Annotated in this window: 15 protein-coding genes; 10 read left to right on the top strand and 5 right to left on the bottom strand. The window is 35.7% G+C overall.

The annotated features are described in order from the left end of the window. The first annotated feature begins 78 nt into the window (after positions 1–78). The 7 genes from ACXAGS_RS14385 to ACXAGS_RS14355 are packed head-to-tail and all read left to right on the top strand — an operon-like array spanning position 79 to position 6,856. Entirely contained in the window at positions 79–1,074 is a 996-nt protein-coding gene (locus ACXAGS_RS14385; RefSeq protein ID WP_474907727.1) for a sensor histidine kinase, read from the top strand. A gap of 1 nt (position 1,075) precedes the next feature. After that, positions 1,076–1,789, top strand: coding sequence for a LytR/AlgR family response regulator transcription factor (locus tag ACXAGS_RS14380; RefSeq protein ID WP_474907725.1), 714 nt, complete (start codon positions 1,076–1,078; stop codon positions 1,787–1,789). Between the two features lie 3 nt (positions 1,790–1,792). Then, positions 1,793–2,650 carry an MBL fold metallo-hydrolase gene (locus ACXAGS_RS14375; RefSeq protein ID WP_474907723.1) on the top strand — a complete coding sequence of 286 codons (858 nt, stop codon included), beginning with the start codon at positions 1,793–1,795 and terminating at the stop codon, positions 2,648–2,650. A 12-nt stretch (positions 2,651–2,662) separates the two neighbouring features. Next, the gene (locus ACXAGS_RS14370) at positions 2,663–3,550 is read left to right on the top strand and encodes a dienelactone hydrolase family protein (RefSeq protein WP_474907722.1); all 888 of its coding nucleotides are present in this window, start codon (positions 2,663–2,665) and stop codon (positions 3,548–3,550) included. Continuing rightward, positions 3,547–4,944, top strand: coding sequence for a Gfo/Idh/MocA family protein (locus ACXAGS_RS14365; RefSeq protein WP_474907721.1), 1,398 nt, complete (start codon positions 3,547–3,549; stop codon positions 4,942–4,944). The genes ACXAGS_RS14370 and ACXAGS_RS14365 overlap by 4 nt, the downstream gene beginning before the upstream one ends. A gap of 8 nt (positions 4,945–4,952) precedes the next feature. Further along, entirely contained in the window at positions 4,953–6,011 is a 1,059-nt protein-coding gene (locus tag ACXAGS_RS14360) for a GHMP family kinase ATP-binding protein (RefSeq protein WP_474907719.1), read from the top strand. Further along, positions 6,011–6,856 carry a sugar phosphate nucleotidyltransferase gene (locus ACXAGS_RS14355; protein WP_474907718.1) on the top strand — a complete coding sequence of 282 codons (846 nt, stop codon included), beginning with the start codon at positions 6,011–6,013 and terminating at the stop codon, positions 6,854–6,856. The genes ACXAGS_RS14360 and ACXAGS_RS14355 overlap by 1 nt, the downstream gene beginning before the upstream one ends. Here ACXAGS_RS14355 and ACXAGS_RS14350 read toward each other — a convergent pair. Further along, on the bottom strand, positions 6,853–7,989 hold the full coding sequence (locus ACXAGS_RS14350; protein WP_474907717.1) for a hypothetical protein: 1,137 nt from the start codon (positions 7,987–7,989) through the stop codon (positions 6,853–6,855). The genes ACXAGS_RS14355 and ACXAGS_RS14350 overlap by 4 nt on opposite strands. Positions 7,990–8,193: 204 nt before the next feature. Between ACXAGS_RS14350 and ACXAGS_RS14345 the strand changes: the two genes are divergently transcribed. Genes ACXAGS_RS14345 through ACXAGS_RS14335 form a run of 3 tightly spaced genes read left to right on the top strand, consistent with a single transcriptional unit; the run spans position 8,194 to position 11,470 of the window. Beyond that, positions 8,194–9,462 carry a sensor histidine kinase gene (locus ACXAGS_RS14345; RefSeq protein ID WP_474907716.1) on the top strand — a complete coding sequence of 423 codons (1,269 nt, stop codon included), beginning with the start codon at positions 8,194–8,196 and terminating at the stop codon, positions 9,460–9,462. Next, entirely contained in the window at positions 9,452–10,156 is a 705-nt protein-coding gene (locus ACXAGS_RS14340) for a response regulator transcription factor (protein WP_474907714.1), read from the top strand. The genes ACXAGS_RS14345 and ACXAGS_RS14340 overlap by 11 nt, the downstream gene beginning before the upstream one ends. Before the next feature lie 36 nt (positions 10,157–10,192). Further along, a complete protein-coding gene (locus ACXAGS_RS14335; RefSeq protein WP_474907713.1) occupies positions 10,193–11,470 on the top strand; it encodes a sterol desaturase family protein in 1,278 nt (425 codons plus the stop codon). A 2-nt stretch (positions 11,471–11,472) separates the two neighbouring features. Here the strand turns inward: ACXAGS_RS14335 and ACXAGS_RS14330 are convergent, their stop codons facing one another. The 4 genes from ACXAGS_RS14330 to ACXAGS_RS14315 are packed head-to-tail and all read right to left on the bottom strand — an operon-like array spanning position 11,473 to position 13,800. Further along, on the bottom strand, positions 11,473–11,736 hold the full coding sequence (locus ACXAGS_RS14330; protein WP_474907712.1) for an acyl-CoA-binding protein: 264 nt from the start codon (positions 11,734–11,736) through the stop codon (positions 11,473–11,475). Continuing rightward, the gene (locus tag ACXAGS_RS14325) at positions 11,729–12,394 is read right to left on the bottom strand and encodes a phosphatidylserine decarboxylase family protein (RefSeq protein ID WP_474907711.1); all 666 of its coding nucleotides are present in this window, start codon (positions 12,392–12,394) and stop codon (positions 11,729–11,731) included. Before ACXAGS_RS14325 ends, ACXAGS_RS14330 begins: the two co-directional genes overlap by 8 nt. Continuing rightward, entirely contained in the window at positions 12,384–13,187 is an 804-nt protein-coding gene (locus ACXAGS_RS14320) for a phosphatidate cytidylyltransferase (RefSeq protein WP_474907710.1), read from the bottom strand. Before ACXAGS_RS14320 ends, ACXAGS_RS14325 begins: the two co-directional genes overlap by 11 nt. A gap of 4 nt (positions 13,188–13,191) precedes the next feature. Beyond that, complete coding sequence (locus ACXAGS_RS14315; protein ID WP_474907708.1) at positions 13,192–13,800, bottom strand: LUD domain-containing protein; 609 nt, start codon at positions 13,798–13,800, stop codon at positions 13,192–13,194. Positions 13,801–13,866: the final 66 nt, after the last annotated feature.

The following is a 13,866-nucleotide window of genomic DNA, read 5'->3' as shown; positions in this document are numbered from 1 at the left end:
AACAGTGTTGTTGACACCCTGCTTTTTTTGGATAAAAACAAGTTCAACTAGCTTTGATTACCTAACTTAAATGAGATTATGCTCAAAAGAGAACTTCTTTTTCAATTAATTCTACATATTGTAGTTTTTATCTTTTTTGCCTTTAATTGGTTTGATCAGGCTTTTTTGGTAGATAGGGCATGGTTTTTTTTGATGTATGCTTTGGCCACAGTTTTTGTGAGCTATTATTTAATGCCAACATTTCTATACACTAAAAAATACTTTTGGTTTTTTGTTTCTATTTGCATGGTCTTGGCTATGTTAATACTTTTAGAAGAAAAGATTTTAGAACCTTTATTGTACCCTAATACCAAACGGGCCAACACTTTTCCTGGAATATTCTATACCTTATTTGGAATACTACCCGTAATGACCATTTTAACTAGCGGTAAGTTTGCCTGGGATGCCATACAACAGCAAGACAAAATAAAGGAATTACAAAGCACTATAACCGAGAGCGAGCTTCAATTTTTACGCTCACAGGTTAATCCACATTTTCTTTTTAACAACCTAAACAATCTATATTCCTACGCTTTGGAAGGTTCTTCTAAAACCCCAGAGATAATTTTAGAAATGAGCGGTGTTTTAAGATATATGCTATATGAAAGTAAAGAACGTTTTGTTCCCCTAAAAAAGGAACTGGAACAATTAACAAACTTTATTAAACTGTATAAGCTTCAGATCGAAGAAAGGGGTGAAGTTGTTTTTACTGTTGGCAATGGTATGACGGGTCAAAAAATAGCACCGTTAATATTAATAGTTTTTATAGAGAATGCTTTTAAGCACAGCCAATCTGGACAGTCTAGCAATATAAAAATAGCCATAGATGTAAACCTTAAGGGTAGCACCCTATTCTTTAGTTGCGTTAATAATTTTGAAGCGGTACAAGGACTGGACTCAGTAGCTAGTGGTATAGGTTTGGCCAATGTTAAAAAAAGACTTCAATTACTTTATCCTAATAAACACATTTTAAAAATTACGGAACAAGACAATGAGTTTCGGGTGGATTTACAGATAGATTTAGAAACAGATTAGTATGATAAACTGTATAATAATAGAAGACCAGCCGCCGGCCCAACGTATTTTAAAGAAGTTTATAGAAGACGTTTCTTCCTTAGAATTGGTTGGTTTGTTTTCTGATGGCATATTGGCTCTTGAGTTTTTAAAAAACAACCAAGTAGACCTGATTTTTTTGGATATTCATCTGCCAAAAATAAATGGGCTAGACTTTCTAAAGAGTTTGAGCAATCCGCCACAGGTAGTGCTAACTACGGCCTTTTCTGAGTATGCTTTGGAAGGGTATGAATTAAATGTGGTAGACTATCTTTTAAAACCCTTTTCCTTTCAACGTTTTTTGCAAGCAGTAAACAAAGTTTCTGTTAAAAAGGAAACTACATCCATACCTGCTAGCCAAGAGTTGCCAACAGAAACCACAACCGAGATTTATGTAAAATCTGGGCACGACCATATTAAAATAAAAATAGACTCCATACTATACATTCATTCAGATTCTGATTATACCGAAATTTTTACGAATGGACAGAAAATACTTTCGCAAGAACCTTTAAAATATTGGACCACTAATTTAAATGAACTACAGTTTTGCCAAGTTCATAAATCGTATATTGTTAACAATAAACAAATTGTGAAAATCACAGGAAATTTAATCTATCTAGAAAACGAAATTAAAGTGCCTATAGGCAGAGCTTATAAAGAACTGTTCATGAGTAGGGTGCTTGGAACTAAATAAACTATGAAAAAGCTTTTATTATTTATTTGCTGTACCGTTTTTACGGTTGGCTATACCCAACGTAATTTTGATGAAGTAGAAATAACTTCAGAAAAACTTACGGATAATATCTATGTTCTATTCGGTGCAGGTGGTAATATTGGTTTAATTATAGGTGAGGAGGCCGCTTACCTAATTGATGACCAATTTGAACCACTTACTGATAAAATAGTAAGTCACGTTAAAACAATCACTGATAAACCCATAAACTTTGTTTTAAATACGCATCATCATGGTGACCATACAGGCGGTAATGAGAATTTGGCCAATAACGGTGCTACAATAATTGCGCATGAAAATGTTAGGGAATTATTAGAGGCAGATGAGAAAACTTCTAAATCTGCCTATCCTGTAATAACTTTTAATGATAAAATGACCCTGTATTTAGGAGATGATAAGCGTTTATTGGCTATGCATGTAAATCCGGCACACACTAAGGGTGACACCTATTATTATTTACCAGAAGCCAATGTAATACACATGGGAGATAATTTTTTCGCAGGAAGGTATCCTTACATAGATATCAATAGTGGAGGTGATATAGACGGTTTAATTGCTAATGTTACCATGGCCCTTGGCATGCTAGATGAAAATACTATAATAATTCCTGGTCACGGTAGTATAGCAAGTATTACTGATTTAGAAGAATATAAAAACGTGTTAGTTGAATTAAGAAAGCGCGTTAAAAAGGCTAGAGAAGCCGGTAATTCGCTAGAAGAAACGCAACAAATGAATCTGTCAAAAGAATGGGATGCCACGCACGGTACGGGTTTTATAAATGCAGAACGTATTGTGGAGTTTATATACAAATCAGCGGACTAAAAAATTCATATCATGAAAAAATTAAAAAGAGAAGATGTGTCGCAAGAGGTATTTGACCTCTATGATGATTATGCCCATAACAAATTACAACGTAGGGAATTTTTAGAAAAGCTTTCTCTGTATGCAGTTGGTGGTATAACGGTAGCTTCTCTTATGAGTTTTATGATGCCCAATTACAAGGATACGTTATTGGTTAATCCTAACAATCCAGATTTAGACTCAAAAATGATATCCTATAATTCACCTAAAGGGGGTGGTACAATAAAAGGCTTATTGTCTAAACCAAAAGAATTTACTGGTAAACTGGGGGGTATAGTAGTTGTGCATGAAAACAGAGGACTAAATCCGTATATAGAGGATACGGCCCGCAGAGCTGCGTTGGAGGGCTTTATTACTTTAGCTCCAGATGCCTTGAGCCCTTTAGGCGGTTACCCTGGTAATGACGATGAAGGCCGGGCCATGCAAAGAAAACGAGATAGAAATGAAATGTTGGAGGACTTTATCGCAGCTTTTGACTATCTTAAAAATCATGAAGATTGCTCTGGTAAAATAGGTGTAGTAGGTTTTTGTTTTGGTGGATGGATTTCGAACATGATGGCCGTAAAAGTTTCAGATTTAGCTGCTGCTGTTCCATTTTATGGTGGGCAACCTAAAGACGATATAGACAAAATTAATGCGCCTTTAATGCTGCAATTTGCAGGATTAGACGAGCGGGTAAATGCAGGCTGGCCAGCCTATGAAGAAGCATTGAAAAAACATAACAAACAATACAAAGCTTTTGTATACCCAGATGTAAATCATGGATTTCATAACACATCTACTCCAAGGTACAATAGGGAGGCCGCTGAATTGGCATGGGGTAGAACAATGCAATTTTTTAAAGAACATTTAAAGGCATGAAAAATATAAATCGTAGAAAATTTATTCAAAAAACCTCAATGGCTTCTGCTGCCGTTGGGGTTTCTTCTTTTATAGCTAATCCTATAAATGCACAAAGCACACGGCCTTTGTTTTCAACTTATATGGGAGGTTTTGCTGCTCCACCCCTTAAAAAAGTACGAGCGGCTTTTATCGGCGTTGGTGCCAGGGGCGGCACCCATTTAAAATTCTTTGCAGGCTTGCCCAATACAGAGGTAGTTGCTATTAGCGATTTGTATGAAGATTTGGTAAATGAAAAATTGGGTTGGTTAAGTGAAGTTGTTGGTGAGGAAAACACCAAAACTTGCAAATTATATTGGGGGGAGGAAGACAGATGGAAAAGCATGTTGCAAGAAGTAAAACCAGATGTGGTTTTTATTGCTACCAATTGGGCGAATCATGCCCCTATGGCAATAGAAACTATGAAGCAAGGTGCACATGCTTTTGTTGAGGTTCCTATTGCCGTTACCCTAAAAGAAATGTGGAACATTGTGGATACCAGCGAGCAAACTAAAAAGCACTGTATGATGATGGAAAACGTTAACTATGGCCGGGACGAATTGTTGTTCCTAAACATGGTTAGGCAAGGTTTGTTAGGCGATTTGTTACATGCAGAAGCGGCTTACATACACGAACTGCGTTGGCAGATGGAAGAACAAGAACGCGGAACTGGTTCTTGGCGCACGCATCATTATGCTAAAAGAAACGGAAATTTATATCCCACACATGGTTTGGGGCCCGTAGCCCAATACATGAATTTGGGTAGGGGAGCAGATACTTTTAAAAGTTTAGTAAGTTATTCGAGTCCTTCAATAGGTCGTAACGCGTATGCAGAAGAAAATTATCCTGAAAATCATAAATGGAATCAATTAAATTTTGAGGGTGGAGATATCAATACATCCATCATAAAAACCCAATTGGGTAGAACGGTTCTGGTGCAATGGGATGAAACAAGTCCAAGACCATACTCAAGACTTAATTTGGTTCAAGGAGTTAAAGGAGCTTTAGCTGGGTTTCCTACAAGGATTGCTTTAGAAGGTGGTGTGCTGGGTATTACAGAAGACCATCATTCTTGGGTTCAAGGAGAAAAATTACAAGCTGTTTACGAAAAATATGACCATCCACTTTATAAACGATTGAACGAAACAGCTAAAAATAGTGGTCATGGTGGTATGGATGGTATTATGATGTATCGAATTGTAGAGTGTTTACAGCAGGGCCTTCCGTTAGATCAAAATGTGTATGAAGGTTGTTTCTGGAGTGCCATTGCACCGTTGAGTGAAAAATCGGTTTCCGAAGAAGGTATGCCTCAGGCTTTTCCAGATTTTACCAGGGGTAATTATAAGAATACGTTACCTTTATCCATAATACCTTAACCCATAAAATGATTCAAATAAAAGTACCTGCTCGGGTATGTTTTTTTGGAGACCATCAAGACTATTTAGGTTTACCCGTAATTGCGGGTGCAATAGATAGGTATATCAATCTAGAAGCAATTCCCAACCAATCAAATTCTTTTAAGTTGGATTTGTTGGATATTAATGAGGTTGTTTCTATTGCCCTAGATGATGATAGTAATGACGTGGAAAATGGTGATTTTTTAAGGGCCTCCTTAGCCGTTTTAAAACAAAAAGGACTTAGGTTTCGGCAAGGTTATTCTATTAAAATTTGGGGTAATATTCCTGTGAATGCAGGGCTTTCTAGTTCTTCTGCGCTAACCATTGTTTGGATTCGTTTTTTAATCGCAATACAAGAAAAACCTCTGCTGGTTTCTGATTTTGAAATAGGACATTGGGCATACGAGGTTGAGGTAGTATATTTTAATAACCCAGGAGGTTTAATGGATCAATATACCATTGCCCAACAGGATTTAATCTACATAGATACTTTGACTAGTAAAAGTGAAGTTCTTGCAGGTAATCTAGGGCAATTAGTAGTTGCAGAGTCTGGTTTAAAAAAGCAAACCATGAATGTGCTTAAAAATGGTAGGGTTTATCAAGAAAATGCCATTAAAGAAGTGCAACACAAAAACCCCAATTTCAATATACAAGAATCTACCTTAGAAGATTATAAAAGGTATAAACACCATGTTTCTAAAGAATATCAAAATCATTGGTATGCCGCAATACATAATTACCAATTAACCAAAAGGGCGAAAAAATTATTAGAAGAACCTAATTCAAATCTAAAAGAACTGGCAACGATAATGAATGCACACCAAAAAATTCTTTACGAGCGTATTCAAAATACACCAGAAAAAATGCACAGTATGATGCAAGCCGCATTAGAAGCTGGAGCACTTGGGGCTAAAACAATTGGTTCTGGAGGTGGCGGTTGTATGGTAGCTATGGTAGATGATAATACAAAGGATAGGGTTATTACAGCATTTAAGGATGCGGGAGCAAAAGATGCCTATGAAGTAATTTTAACCAAGAAAGGATAATGGAGAATAAAAGTTTGATAATCATGGCTGGCGGTGCGTCTTCACGTATGAAAAGAAGCCTTGAAAATGCATCGGTTTCGGAGTCAGTATTAAATGCCGCAAAAAACTTACACAAGAGTCTTATTCCTTTAGGTGAAAGTGGTAATCCGTTATTGTATTACCTTTTGAAGAATGCGCTAGCAGCTGGTATTACGGATATTTACCTGATAACTTCAAAAGATACTAGTGGTTTTACAGACTTTTTGAAAACCTATAAAGATGAGCCGGGTTTTAATACCCTTACCGTGAATTTTGCCATTCAACATATTCCACCAAATAGAGAAAAACCTTTAGGAACTGCCGATGCATTACAGCAGTGTTTAGAACAGTATCCCATTTTGCAGAAAAATAGGTTTACGGTTTGTAACGGTGATAATTTATATTCTACAGCGGTGATTAAGCTTTTAAAAGCAGAACGCAAGGCACCACATGCCATAATTGCTTATAGCGGTAAAGGCCTTGGTTATTCTGATGATAAGCTAGCCAAATTTGCCGTTTTAGCTATTGAAAATAACTATTTAACCAACATTATTGAAAAGCCAGGAGTAGACCAACTCCAATCTTATAAAGACGAAAAAGGAGAGGTAAGAATTAGCATGAACATTTTTAATTTTTCTGGGGACGATTGTTACCCTTTTTTGGTTAATTGCCCAATAAACCCGGCAAGGGACGAAAAGGAATTACCAGAAGCGGTACGAAACATGAGCAAGGCAAATTCCAATGCTGTGTATTGCTACCCCAAATCTGAAAAACTCCCAGATTTAACAACCATTACAGATGTTGAGGAGTTTAAGTTAACCACCTAAAACGGACTTTGGACAGCTGGTGTGCTATTTTCCTTTTTATTAGGTAAGCGATAAGTTATGCCAAAATTTATAGCGTAGTCAGCAAAAGCAGCATCTCCATTCCTTGGGTTTCCAGTTGCCATCTGCGTCTCTAAATCGGTTACACTTTGCGGTCTATCCCTACGTAAGGCAATAGGTACATTAAGATTAAGGGTTAAGTTGTTTGCCATATATGCTAAACCAGGATCTAGTGAAAGTACATTTCCTGGTCTTCTAAAACCTTTGTTGCCACCAATTAAATCTTTTACCGGAACACCTTCAAAACGTGCTCCTAAAGAAGTGGAAAACGAAGGAGAAACAGTATAACTTAAGCCTAAACGGCTAGAAAATTGGTCTGGAACGGCCATAATGGATTCATTTTCCAAAATAGGAGACAGAGTTTCCCTAAATGTTCGGGTTCCGTTGGTCTCTCTTGGATTTATAAGGTAGAATCCGCCGGCGTACAAATAGAAATCAGTAGCAACTTTTTTGTAGAGTTGAAAGTCTAAAGTTATACCAAAGCCACCATCGCCAGGTTGTATGCTTTGGTCCACCGGCCTTACTTGCGGTGTGCCATCTGGCCCTACATTATAGAAAATATCAGAAGCATTATAATTTCCGGTAGGCAGTTTTACGCCCAATCCTAAGGCTAAATTTCCATTTGAATTGGTAGCCGGATTAAAAACCCAATAGCCTATACCCAAGCGTACATCTGCTAAGCCTCTAGAGAACGTAGTGTTTCGTTCATTTCTTCCATGCTCGTATAAAGAAGAACGTGTATTTATGACAAAAGGTAAGGTAGCGCTAGCGTAAAGTCTATCCGTTATACCATAAGTAATAAAAAAATCCCAAGCATGGGCATGGTTAATAACCTCGGTTTCATTAGCAACCCTATCTGCTTCTTCTTCTGTTCCTCTAAAATGCCTAAACGATTTAAAATACCGGTAATTAGAGCCTATCTGTATATCACCCGGTCCTAAAAGATTGTTTTCTAATGAGTTTCCTACGCAAGAGGAAAAATGCCTAATAGCTACACAGCCTTGTGCATTTGTTAATTGTACGCAAATTAATAGTAATAGTAAAATATAGGTGGTTGGGTTGGTAGCTGGTTTCATTTGTGGACTAATTTAAAATGGCCGGAAGAACCGGCCACTTAATTTCTTTAAATTCTAAATAAACTAAACTTGAAACAAAGTTAATGGGGATGTTAGCAAGATTAGGATAACAGTTGTATAACAAAGATTAATGAAAGATTAAAAAAGGTAATTAAGTAGAAAATTGAATTACTATCTGTTTAATTTTAATTTACTTAGCAAGTAATGAATAAAAAGACTTTTTTTATAGCCGTATTTATTATTTCGCTCATTGGTTTGGCAATTGTTCAATATCAGTATTTGGGTATAGGTTTAAATCTTGCTAGTGTACAGTTTCGAAAAAAGGTAGAAACAGCATCCAAAGCAATAAAAGAAGAATTAAGCGCCGAGAACAAACTAACCTATTTAATTGCCAGTGCGGTACAGAAAGACACTACGTTTTTTACTACTACTCCTGATTCTTTATCGCAATCCGCGCACTTGTTTTTTGAAGGCTTTCTTAAAGACAAATTAGAGAAAAGTGGTATTGATGCTGCTTTTGTGTATCAACTAAAAAATAAAGATTCAAATACCTATTTAAAATCCTTTAAGCAGTTTGATAAAGATGTAAAAATCTATGATTACAATTTGGCTCTAGAAGGTTACTTGCCAGAAGTGCTAGGGGAGAGGGTATATCTAAATTTAAAATTTAAAAACTTGAATCGATATTTTCTTTCTAAGCTAAATGGGTTAACCCTACCAAGTTTAATTTTTTTGGTTTGTATTGTTTTGATAACCATTTGGGGGTTTAGAACGTTTTATTGGCAACAGCGAATTATAGCCAATACAGACGATTTTATAAATAACCTTACCCATGAATTAAAAACCCCTGTATACTCTATACAACTGGCTACCAAAATACTAGAAGAAAAATCAGAAGGAGATGATAAAACATTTTTAAATATTATAACACAACAAACCAAAAGGTTGGGTAACCATATTGATAAGGTTTTGGAATTAGCATCTATGGATAGAAAAAGAAATGTTTTTCAATTAAAGCCTATAGATTTTAAGCCGGTGCTTGAGAAACTATGTAAAGAATTTAAAGCCCTGGTTTCTTTGGAGCAGGTTGACTTTACTTTTAGTTTAGAAGATGCAAATTATCAGATTTTAGGCGAAGCCTTTCATTTAGAAAACACTGTCAAAAACCTTTTAGATAACGCAAAAAAATATGCGGAAAATCCGAAAATAGAATTAAAATCTTTTAAAAAGAATAACTATTTGTTTGTACAGGTAAAAGACAATGGTGTTGGTATACCGCAAAAAGATATTCATAAGGTTTTTCAGAAGTACTATAGAAGCAACCAAGGTAATTTACATGGCGTAAAGGGTTTTGGTCTTGGTTTAAATTATGCGCATACCGTAGTAAAAAAGCATAATGGCGAAATAACTTTAAATAGTAAGGAAAATATTGGCACAATAGTAACGGTTAAAATCCCTTTGTATGAAAGATGAGCAAGCTAAACTTTTATTGGTAGAAGATGAGGAAGCTTTAGGTTATTTGTTGAGTGAATACCTGGGAATGAAAGGTTTTACCGTACATTGGAGTAAAAACGGTCAGGAAGCTTTAGATTATCTAAGTCATAAAACAACAGATTTGGTTATTCTTGATGTTATGATGCCCGTGATGGATGGCTTTACGCTAGCCTCCAAAATTAAAGAGCAGTATGCTAACTTACCTTTTTTGTTTCTTACTTCAAAAGCGATGAAAATTGATGTGCTAAAAGGATTTTCTTTAGGGGCTGTAGACTACCTTAAAAAGCCCATAGATGAAGAGGAACTTTTGGTAAGGATACGCTCTATTTTTTCTCGTATATATAAAAACGATTTCCTTGGAGATACAACCGAAGTAATAGTAATAGGCGATTTTAAACTTGATTATCGTAATCAAAAACTAACTAATGCTGCTGCAAAAAGTGAAGTTCAATTAACCAAAAGGGAGAATGAACTTTTAAAAATTTTAGTTAGCAATAAAAACAATCTTTGTACCCATAGGGACATATTAATAAAGTTGTGGGGCGAAAATTCTTATTTTAATAGAAAGAGTTTAAACGTATTTATAACAAGATTAAGGGCTTATCTAAAATCAGATACTAACATTTCTATAGAAAATGTCCATGGTCAGGGTTTTATACTTAAAGTTCAATAATTTTTGATGTTAAAGATTTAGTATATTTAAGGTACTATGGAAACGTATGCAACTGCACTTTTGTACGCAATCCCATTTTTTGTAGGGTTGGTACTTTTAGAAATTTTATACGGTTATATGGTTAAAAACCAAAAATATACGGTTTTAGATACGGTTAGCAGTCTTAGTTCTGGTTTAACAAATATTATTAAAGACTCTTTGGGGCTGGTTGTTATACTTATTAGCTATCCTTTTTTGCTAGAACATTTGGCCTTAATTGAAATAAAGAATACTTGGTTGGTGTGGTTATTGGCCTTTGTTGCTATCGATTTTGCCGGATATTGGAACCATAGATTAAGTCATCATATCAATATATTTTGGAATCAGCATGTAATCCATCACAGTAGTGAAGAGTTTAATCTGGCATGCGCACTTAGGCAGCCCATAGCAAATTTAATTGGTTATTATGCGCTCTTACTTATTCCTGCCGCCTTGTTAGGTGTTCCCAATCAAGTTATAGCTATATTGGCTCCAATACATCTTTTTGCCCAATTTTGGTATCATACCCAGCACATAGGTAAATTGGGTTGGTTAGAATATGTTTTGGTTACACCTTCTCAACACAGAGTACACCACGCTATAAATGCAGAGTATATAGACAAGAATTTAGGGCAGATATTATCTGTTTGGGATAGATTATTTGGTACGTTCCAAGAAGAATTGGAAGATGTACCACCGCAATACGGTGTTTTAAAACCTGCTGGCACCTGGAACCCGATAGTAATAAACTTTCAGCATTTTTGGAGATTGTGTTTAGATGCGTTCAGGACAAGAAATTGGTGGGACCGTCTAAGGATTTGGTTTATGCCCACGGGTTGGAGACCAGCGGATGTTATGGAAAAATATCCTGTTGTTGGAATTAAGGATGTTTATAATTTTAAGAAATACAATACAGATTCATCTTATGAGATGAAGGTTTACGCCATATTTCAATTGTTGGTGCATACCATCTTATTGCTTTATATGTTTTCTAATTTTAAAGCTATTGGTTTTCCAAACCTTTTTTACATGGGTGCATTTATCTTTACAGGAATATTTGCTTATACCAGCATTATGGACCAACGTAATTATGGTGTCTTTATAGAGGTAGTAAGAGGAGCTGTTGGTTTAGGGTTTGTTTATTTGACCAATGATTGGTTTGGACTAAAAAACCATTTAGAAGCTGGTGCTATATTGGTTTTCTTGTACTTTATACTTAGTATAATTTCGGCTTTATACTTCTATTTTAAATCTAATTATAGATTGCCAACTAACTCTGATACGGAATTAACTTAGGCTTACATGGATTTGAGTTGTGTGTTGACCAACTCAATATAGTTTTCCATTGCTTTTTTAGGACTAACTTTTTGCGCCTGGATAAGCGCATTTGCTTTAAAGGCATTTATCAAAGGTGTTCTACTACCTGGATGGTTAAAATTTTTGTTTGCAATACGGTAATAGGCATATAATTTAAGCAATAAATCTGCAGGAAGTGGTTCCGTATAACTATTTACATAGTCTACGGCCTCTTCAAATGCAATATGTAAGTCTTTTTTACTCATCTTTATCGCCTAGCATAGCAATACAAGTACGTGCACCAACAACTTTCTGATTAAGCTTAACACAAACCTTGGCATCTAATGGTAAAAATAAATCTACCCTTGAACCAAATTTAATAAAACCAGCATCCTCACCTTGTATTACTTGGTCGCCCTTAGTAGCGTAGTTTACGATTCTTCTAGCAAGAGCTCCAGCAATTTGACGATAAAGGACTTCTCCAAACTTTGGGGTTTTTAAGACCACGGTTGTACGTTCGTTATCCGTACTTGCTTTTGGATGCCATGCAACCAAATATTTACCTGGGTGATACTTAGAAAATGTAATTACGCCGCTTGCAGGATAACGGGTTACATGTACATTGGTTGGCGACATAAAAATAGAAACCTGCCTTCTTTTGTCTTTAAAATATTCTGGCTCTTCTACTTCTTCAATAACCACCACTTTACCGTCTACAGGTGCAAGTAACTCGTCAAACGAAGGGGTAACTCTACGTTTTGGGTTTCTAAAGAATTGTAAGATTAAAATAAGAACTATAAATAATGCTAGTTGTATTACGAGTTTTAGCCAGTCTAATGGTATTAGGTATTCACTGGCTACAATGCCGGCTACGACTAGAAAAAACGTAAAAAAGATAATCTTTTGTCCCTCTTTATGAAACATATGAGAAAATTGTAAGTGTAGCGTAAGCAAAAGGAGCAGCAAAAACCAAACTGTCCAAGCGGTCTAGAATACCACCATGACCAGGTAAAATTGCGCCACTATCCTTAACGCCAGCACTGCGTTTAAATTTAGATTCCAATAAATCTCCCAGGTTACCTGATATTACCAGTACTATTGCTAAAATTAGCCATTCTATGGTAGAAATGGATGCGTCAAATCTGGATATTATATAACCTGCTAATACTGCAAAAATAAGACCTCCAAGTGATCCTTCAATTGTTTTTTTAGGAGAAATAGATGGGAATAGTTTATTTTTTCCAATACTCTTACCTACAAGGTATGCAAAAGAGTCGTTAACCCATATAATTACAAAGACGCCCATAATCAATATTTTCTCAAAGCCTTCTAAGCGATATGGTATCATAGTTAGAAATATACAACCACTACCAATGTAAAATAGGGCTATTAAAAACTTTTGTAGGGCTGTAAATGCCTTTTGCTTTCCAGAAAAAAGATAACCAAGTAGTAAAATATTGGTCAACAGCGTTAAGCCAAGAAGTGCATATACCGGTACAATAGATTTTATAAAATATATATAAAGCCACCACAAACCTAAAAACGCAATAAATACATAGTAACGCCTAATTTTTAGTAACCGTTTAAACTCATAAATGCAGCCTAGTCCAAATACCATGAACAAGAAATCAAACGCATCACTGTTTAAAAAAATAGCCGCTAACAAAAGGGAAACATATACCACCCCGGTTAGGGACCTGCGCAAAAGTTCTTTCATGGAATTATAAATCTTCTAACAATAAAAGATATACATTTTTTGATGTACTACCATAAGAAAGAAAATCGTCTTTGTTTTCTGCGGAAGGCACAAAGTGCTTAATGGTAGTTATGTTATCCGGTAGTCTGTTGGGATATCTCTTTTTTATAACCTTAAGCCCTTCACTGATATTCTCTACCATTTGGCTGGTTGTGGCAAATATTATTAGGTTAGAAGGTAGCTCTTTCAGCTTTTTTTCCATTATCTGATTAGAACATACAAGTACGGAACCATCGTGTGCAATTAAATGCTCGCAAGTGGTAAAGAATACCTCGCTTTCTTTGGACTTATCTGTAAAGCTTATGTTGTTGGTAATAAAGCGCTCGTTTATTCGCTTATCTAAGGTTAAAAACTTTTGATCGTGCCAACCGTTTTCTTCAACTATATTTTTGAGTCCTTCTTCTACTTCCTCAAAATCTTCACAGTAAACAAATTTGCCACCATTCTTTTTAAAGTAAATAGTAAATTTTTCATCAGCAGGAATTTGAAGGTCGGGCATGTGCTCTCCCCGAGTCTCTAAAGTTTCTTTAGGAACCTTTTTGCCGCCTCCAAATAATTTGCCAAATATACCCATACAAAGTGGTCAAAAAATACTGTTTGTTAAGCTAATGCATTTGGGGAAATGGATAACTTAGTATTT

The organism is Croceivirga sp. ABH4_376, assembly GCF_056160685.1.
This window is presented reverse-complemented; position numbering and strand designations above follow the sequence as displayed.

Coding starts and splice junctions, on each gene's coding strand:
- ACXAGS_RS14325 (WP_474907711.1), bottom strand. CDS start 12,394: ATGTTTCATAAAGAGGGACAAAAGATTATCTTTTTTACGTTTTTTCTA.
- ACXAGS_RS14315 (WP_474907708.1), bottom strand. CDS start 13,800: ATGGGTATATTTGGCAAATTATTTGGAGGCGGCAAAAAGGTTCCTAAA.
- ACXAGS_RS14330 (WP_474907712.1), bottom strand. CDS start 11,736: ATGAGTAAAAAAGACTTACATATTGCATTTGAAGAGGCCGTAGACTAT.
- ACXAGS_RS14320 (WP_474907710.1), bottom strand. CDS start 13,187: ATGAAAGAACTTTTGCGCAGGTCCCTAACCGGGGTGGTATATGTTTCC.
- ACXAGS_RS14360 (WP_474907719.1), top strand. CDS start 4,953: ATGATTCAAATAAAAGTACCTGCTCGGGTATGTTTTTTTGGAGACCAT.
- ACXAGS_RS14365 (WP_474907721.1), top strand. CDS start 3,547: ATGAAAAATATAAATCGTAGAAAATTTATTCAAAAAACCTCAATGGCT.
- ACXAGS_RS14385 (WP_474907727.1), top strand. CDS start 79: ATGCTCAAAAGAGAACTTCTTTTTCAATTAATTCTACATATTGTAGTT.
- ACXAGS_RS14335 (WP_474907713.1), top strand. CDS start 10,193: ATGGAAACGTATGCAACTGCACTTTTGTACGCAATCCCATTTTTTGTA.
- ACXAGS_RS14345 (WP_474907716.1), top strand. CDS start 8,194: ATGAATAAAAAGACTTTTTTTATAGCCGTATTTATTATTTCGCTCATT.
- ACXAGS_RS14355 (WP_474907718.1), top strand. CDS start 6,011: ATGGAGAATAAAAGTTTGATAATCATGGCTGGCGGTGCGTCTTCACGT.
- ACXAGS_RS14350 (WP_474907717.1), bottom strand. CDS start 7,989: ATGAAACCAGCTACCAACCCAACCACCTATATTTTACTATTACTATTA.
- ACXAGS_RS14380 (WP_474907725.1), top strand. CDS start 1,076: ATGATAAACTGTATAATAATAGAAGACCAGCCGCCGGCCCAACGTATT.
- ACXAGS_RS14340 (WP_474907714.1), top strand. CDS start 9,452: ATGAAAGATGAGCAAGCTAAACTTTTATTGGTAGAAGATGAGGAAGCT.
- ACXAGS_RS14370 (WP_474907722.1), top strand. CDS start 2,663: ATGAAAAAATTAAAAAGAGAAGATGTGTCGCAAGAGGTATTTGACCTC.
- ACXAGS_RS14375 (WP_474907723.1), top strand. CDS start 1,793: ATGAAAAAGCTTTTATTATTTATTTGCTGTACCGTTTTTACGGTTGGC.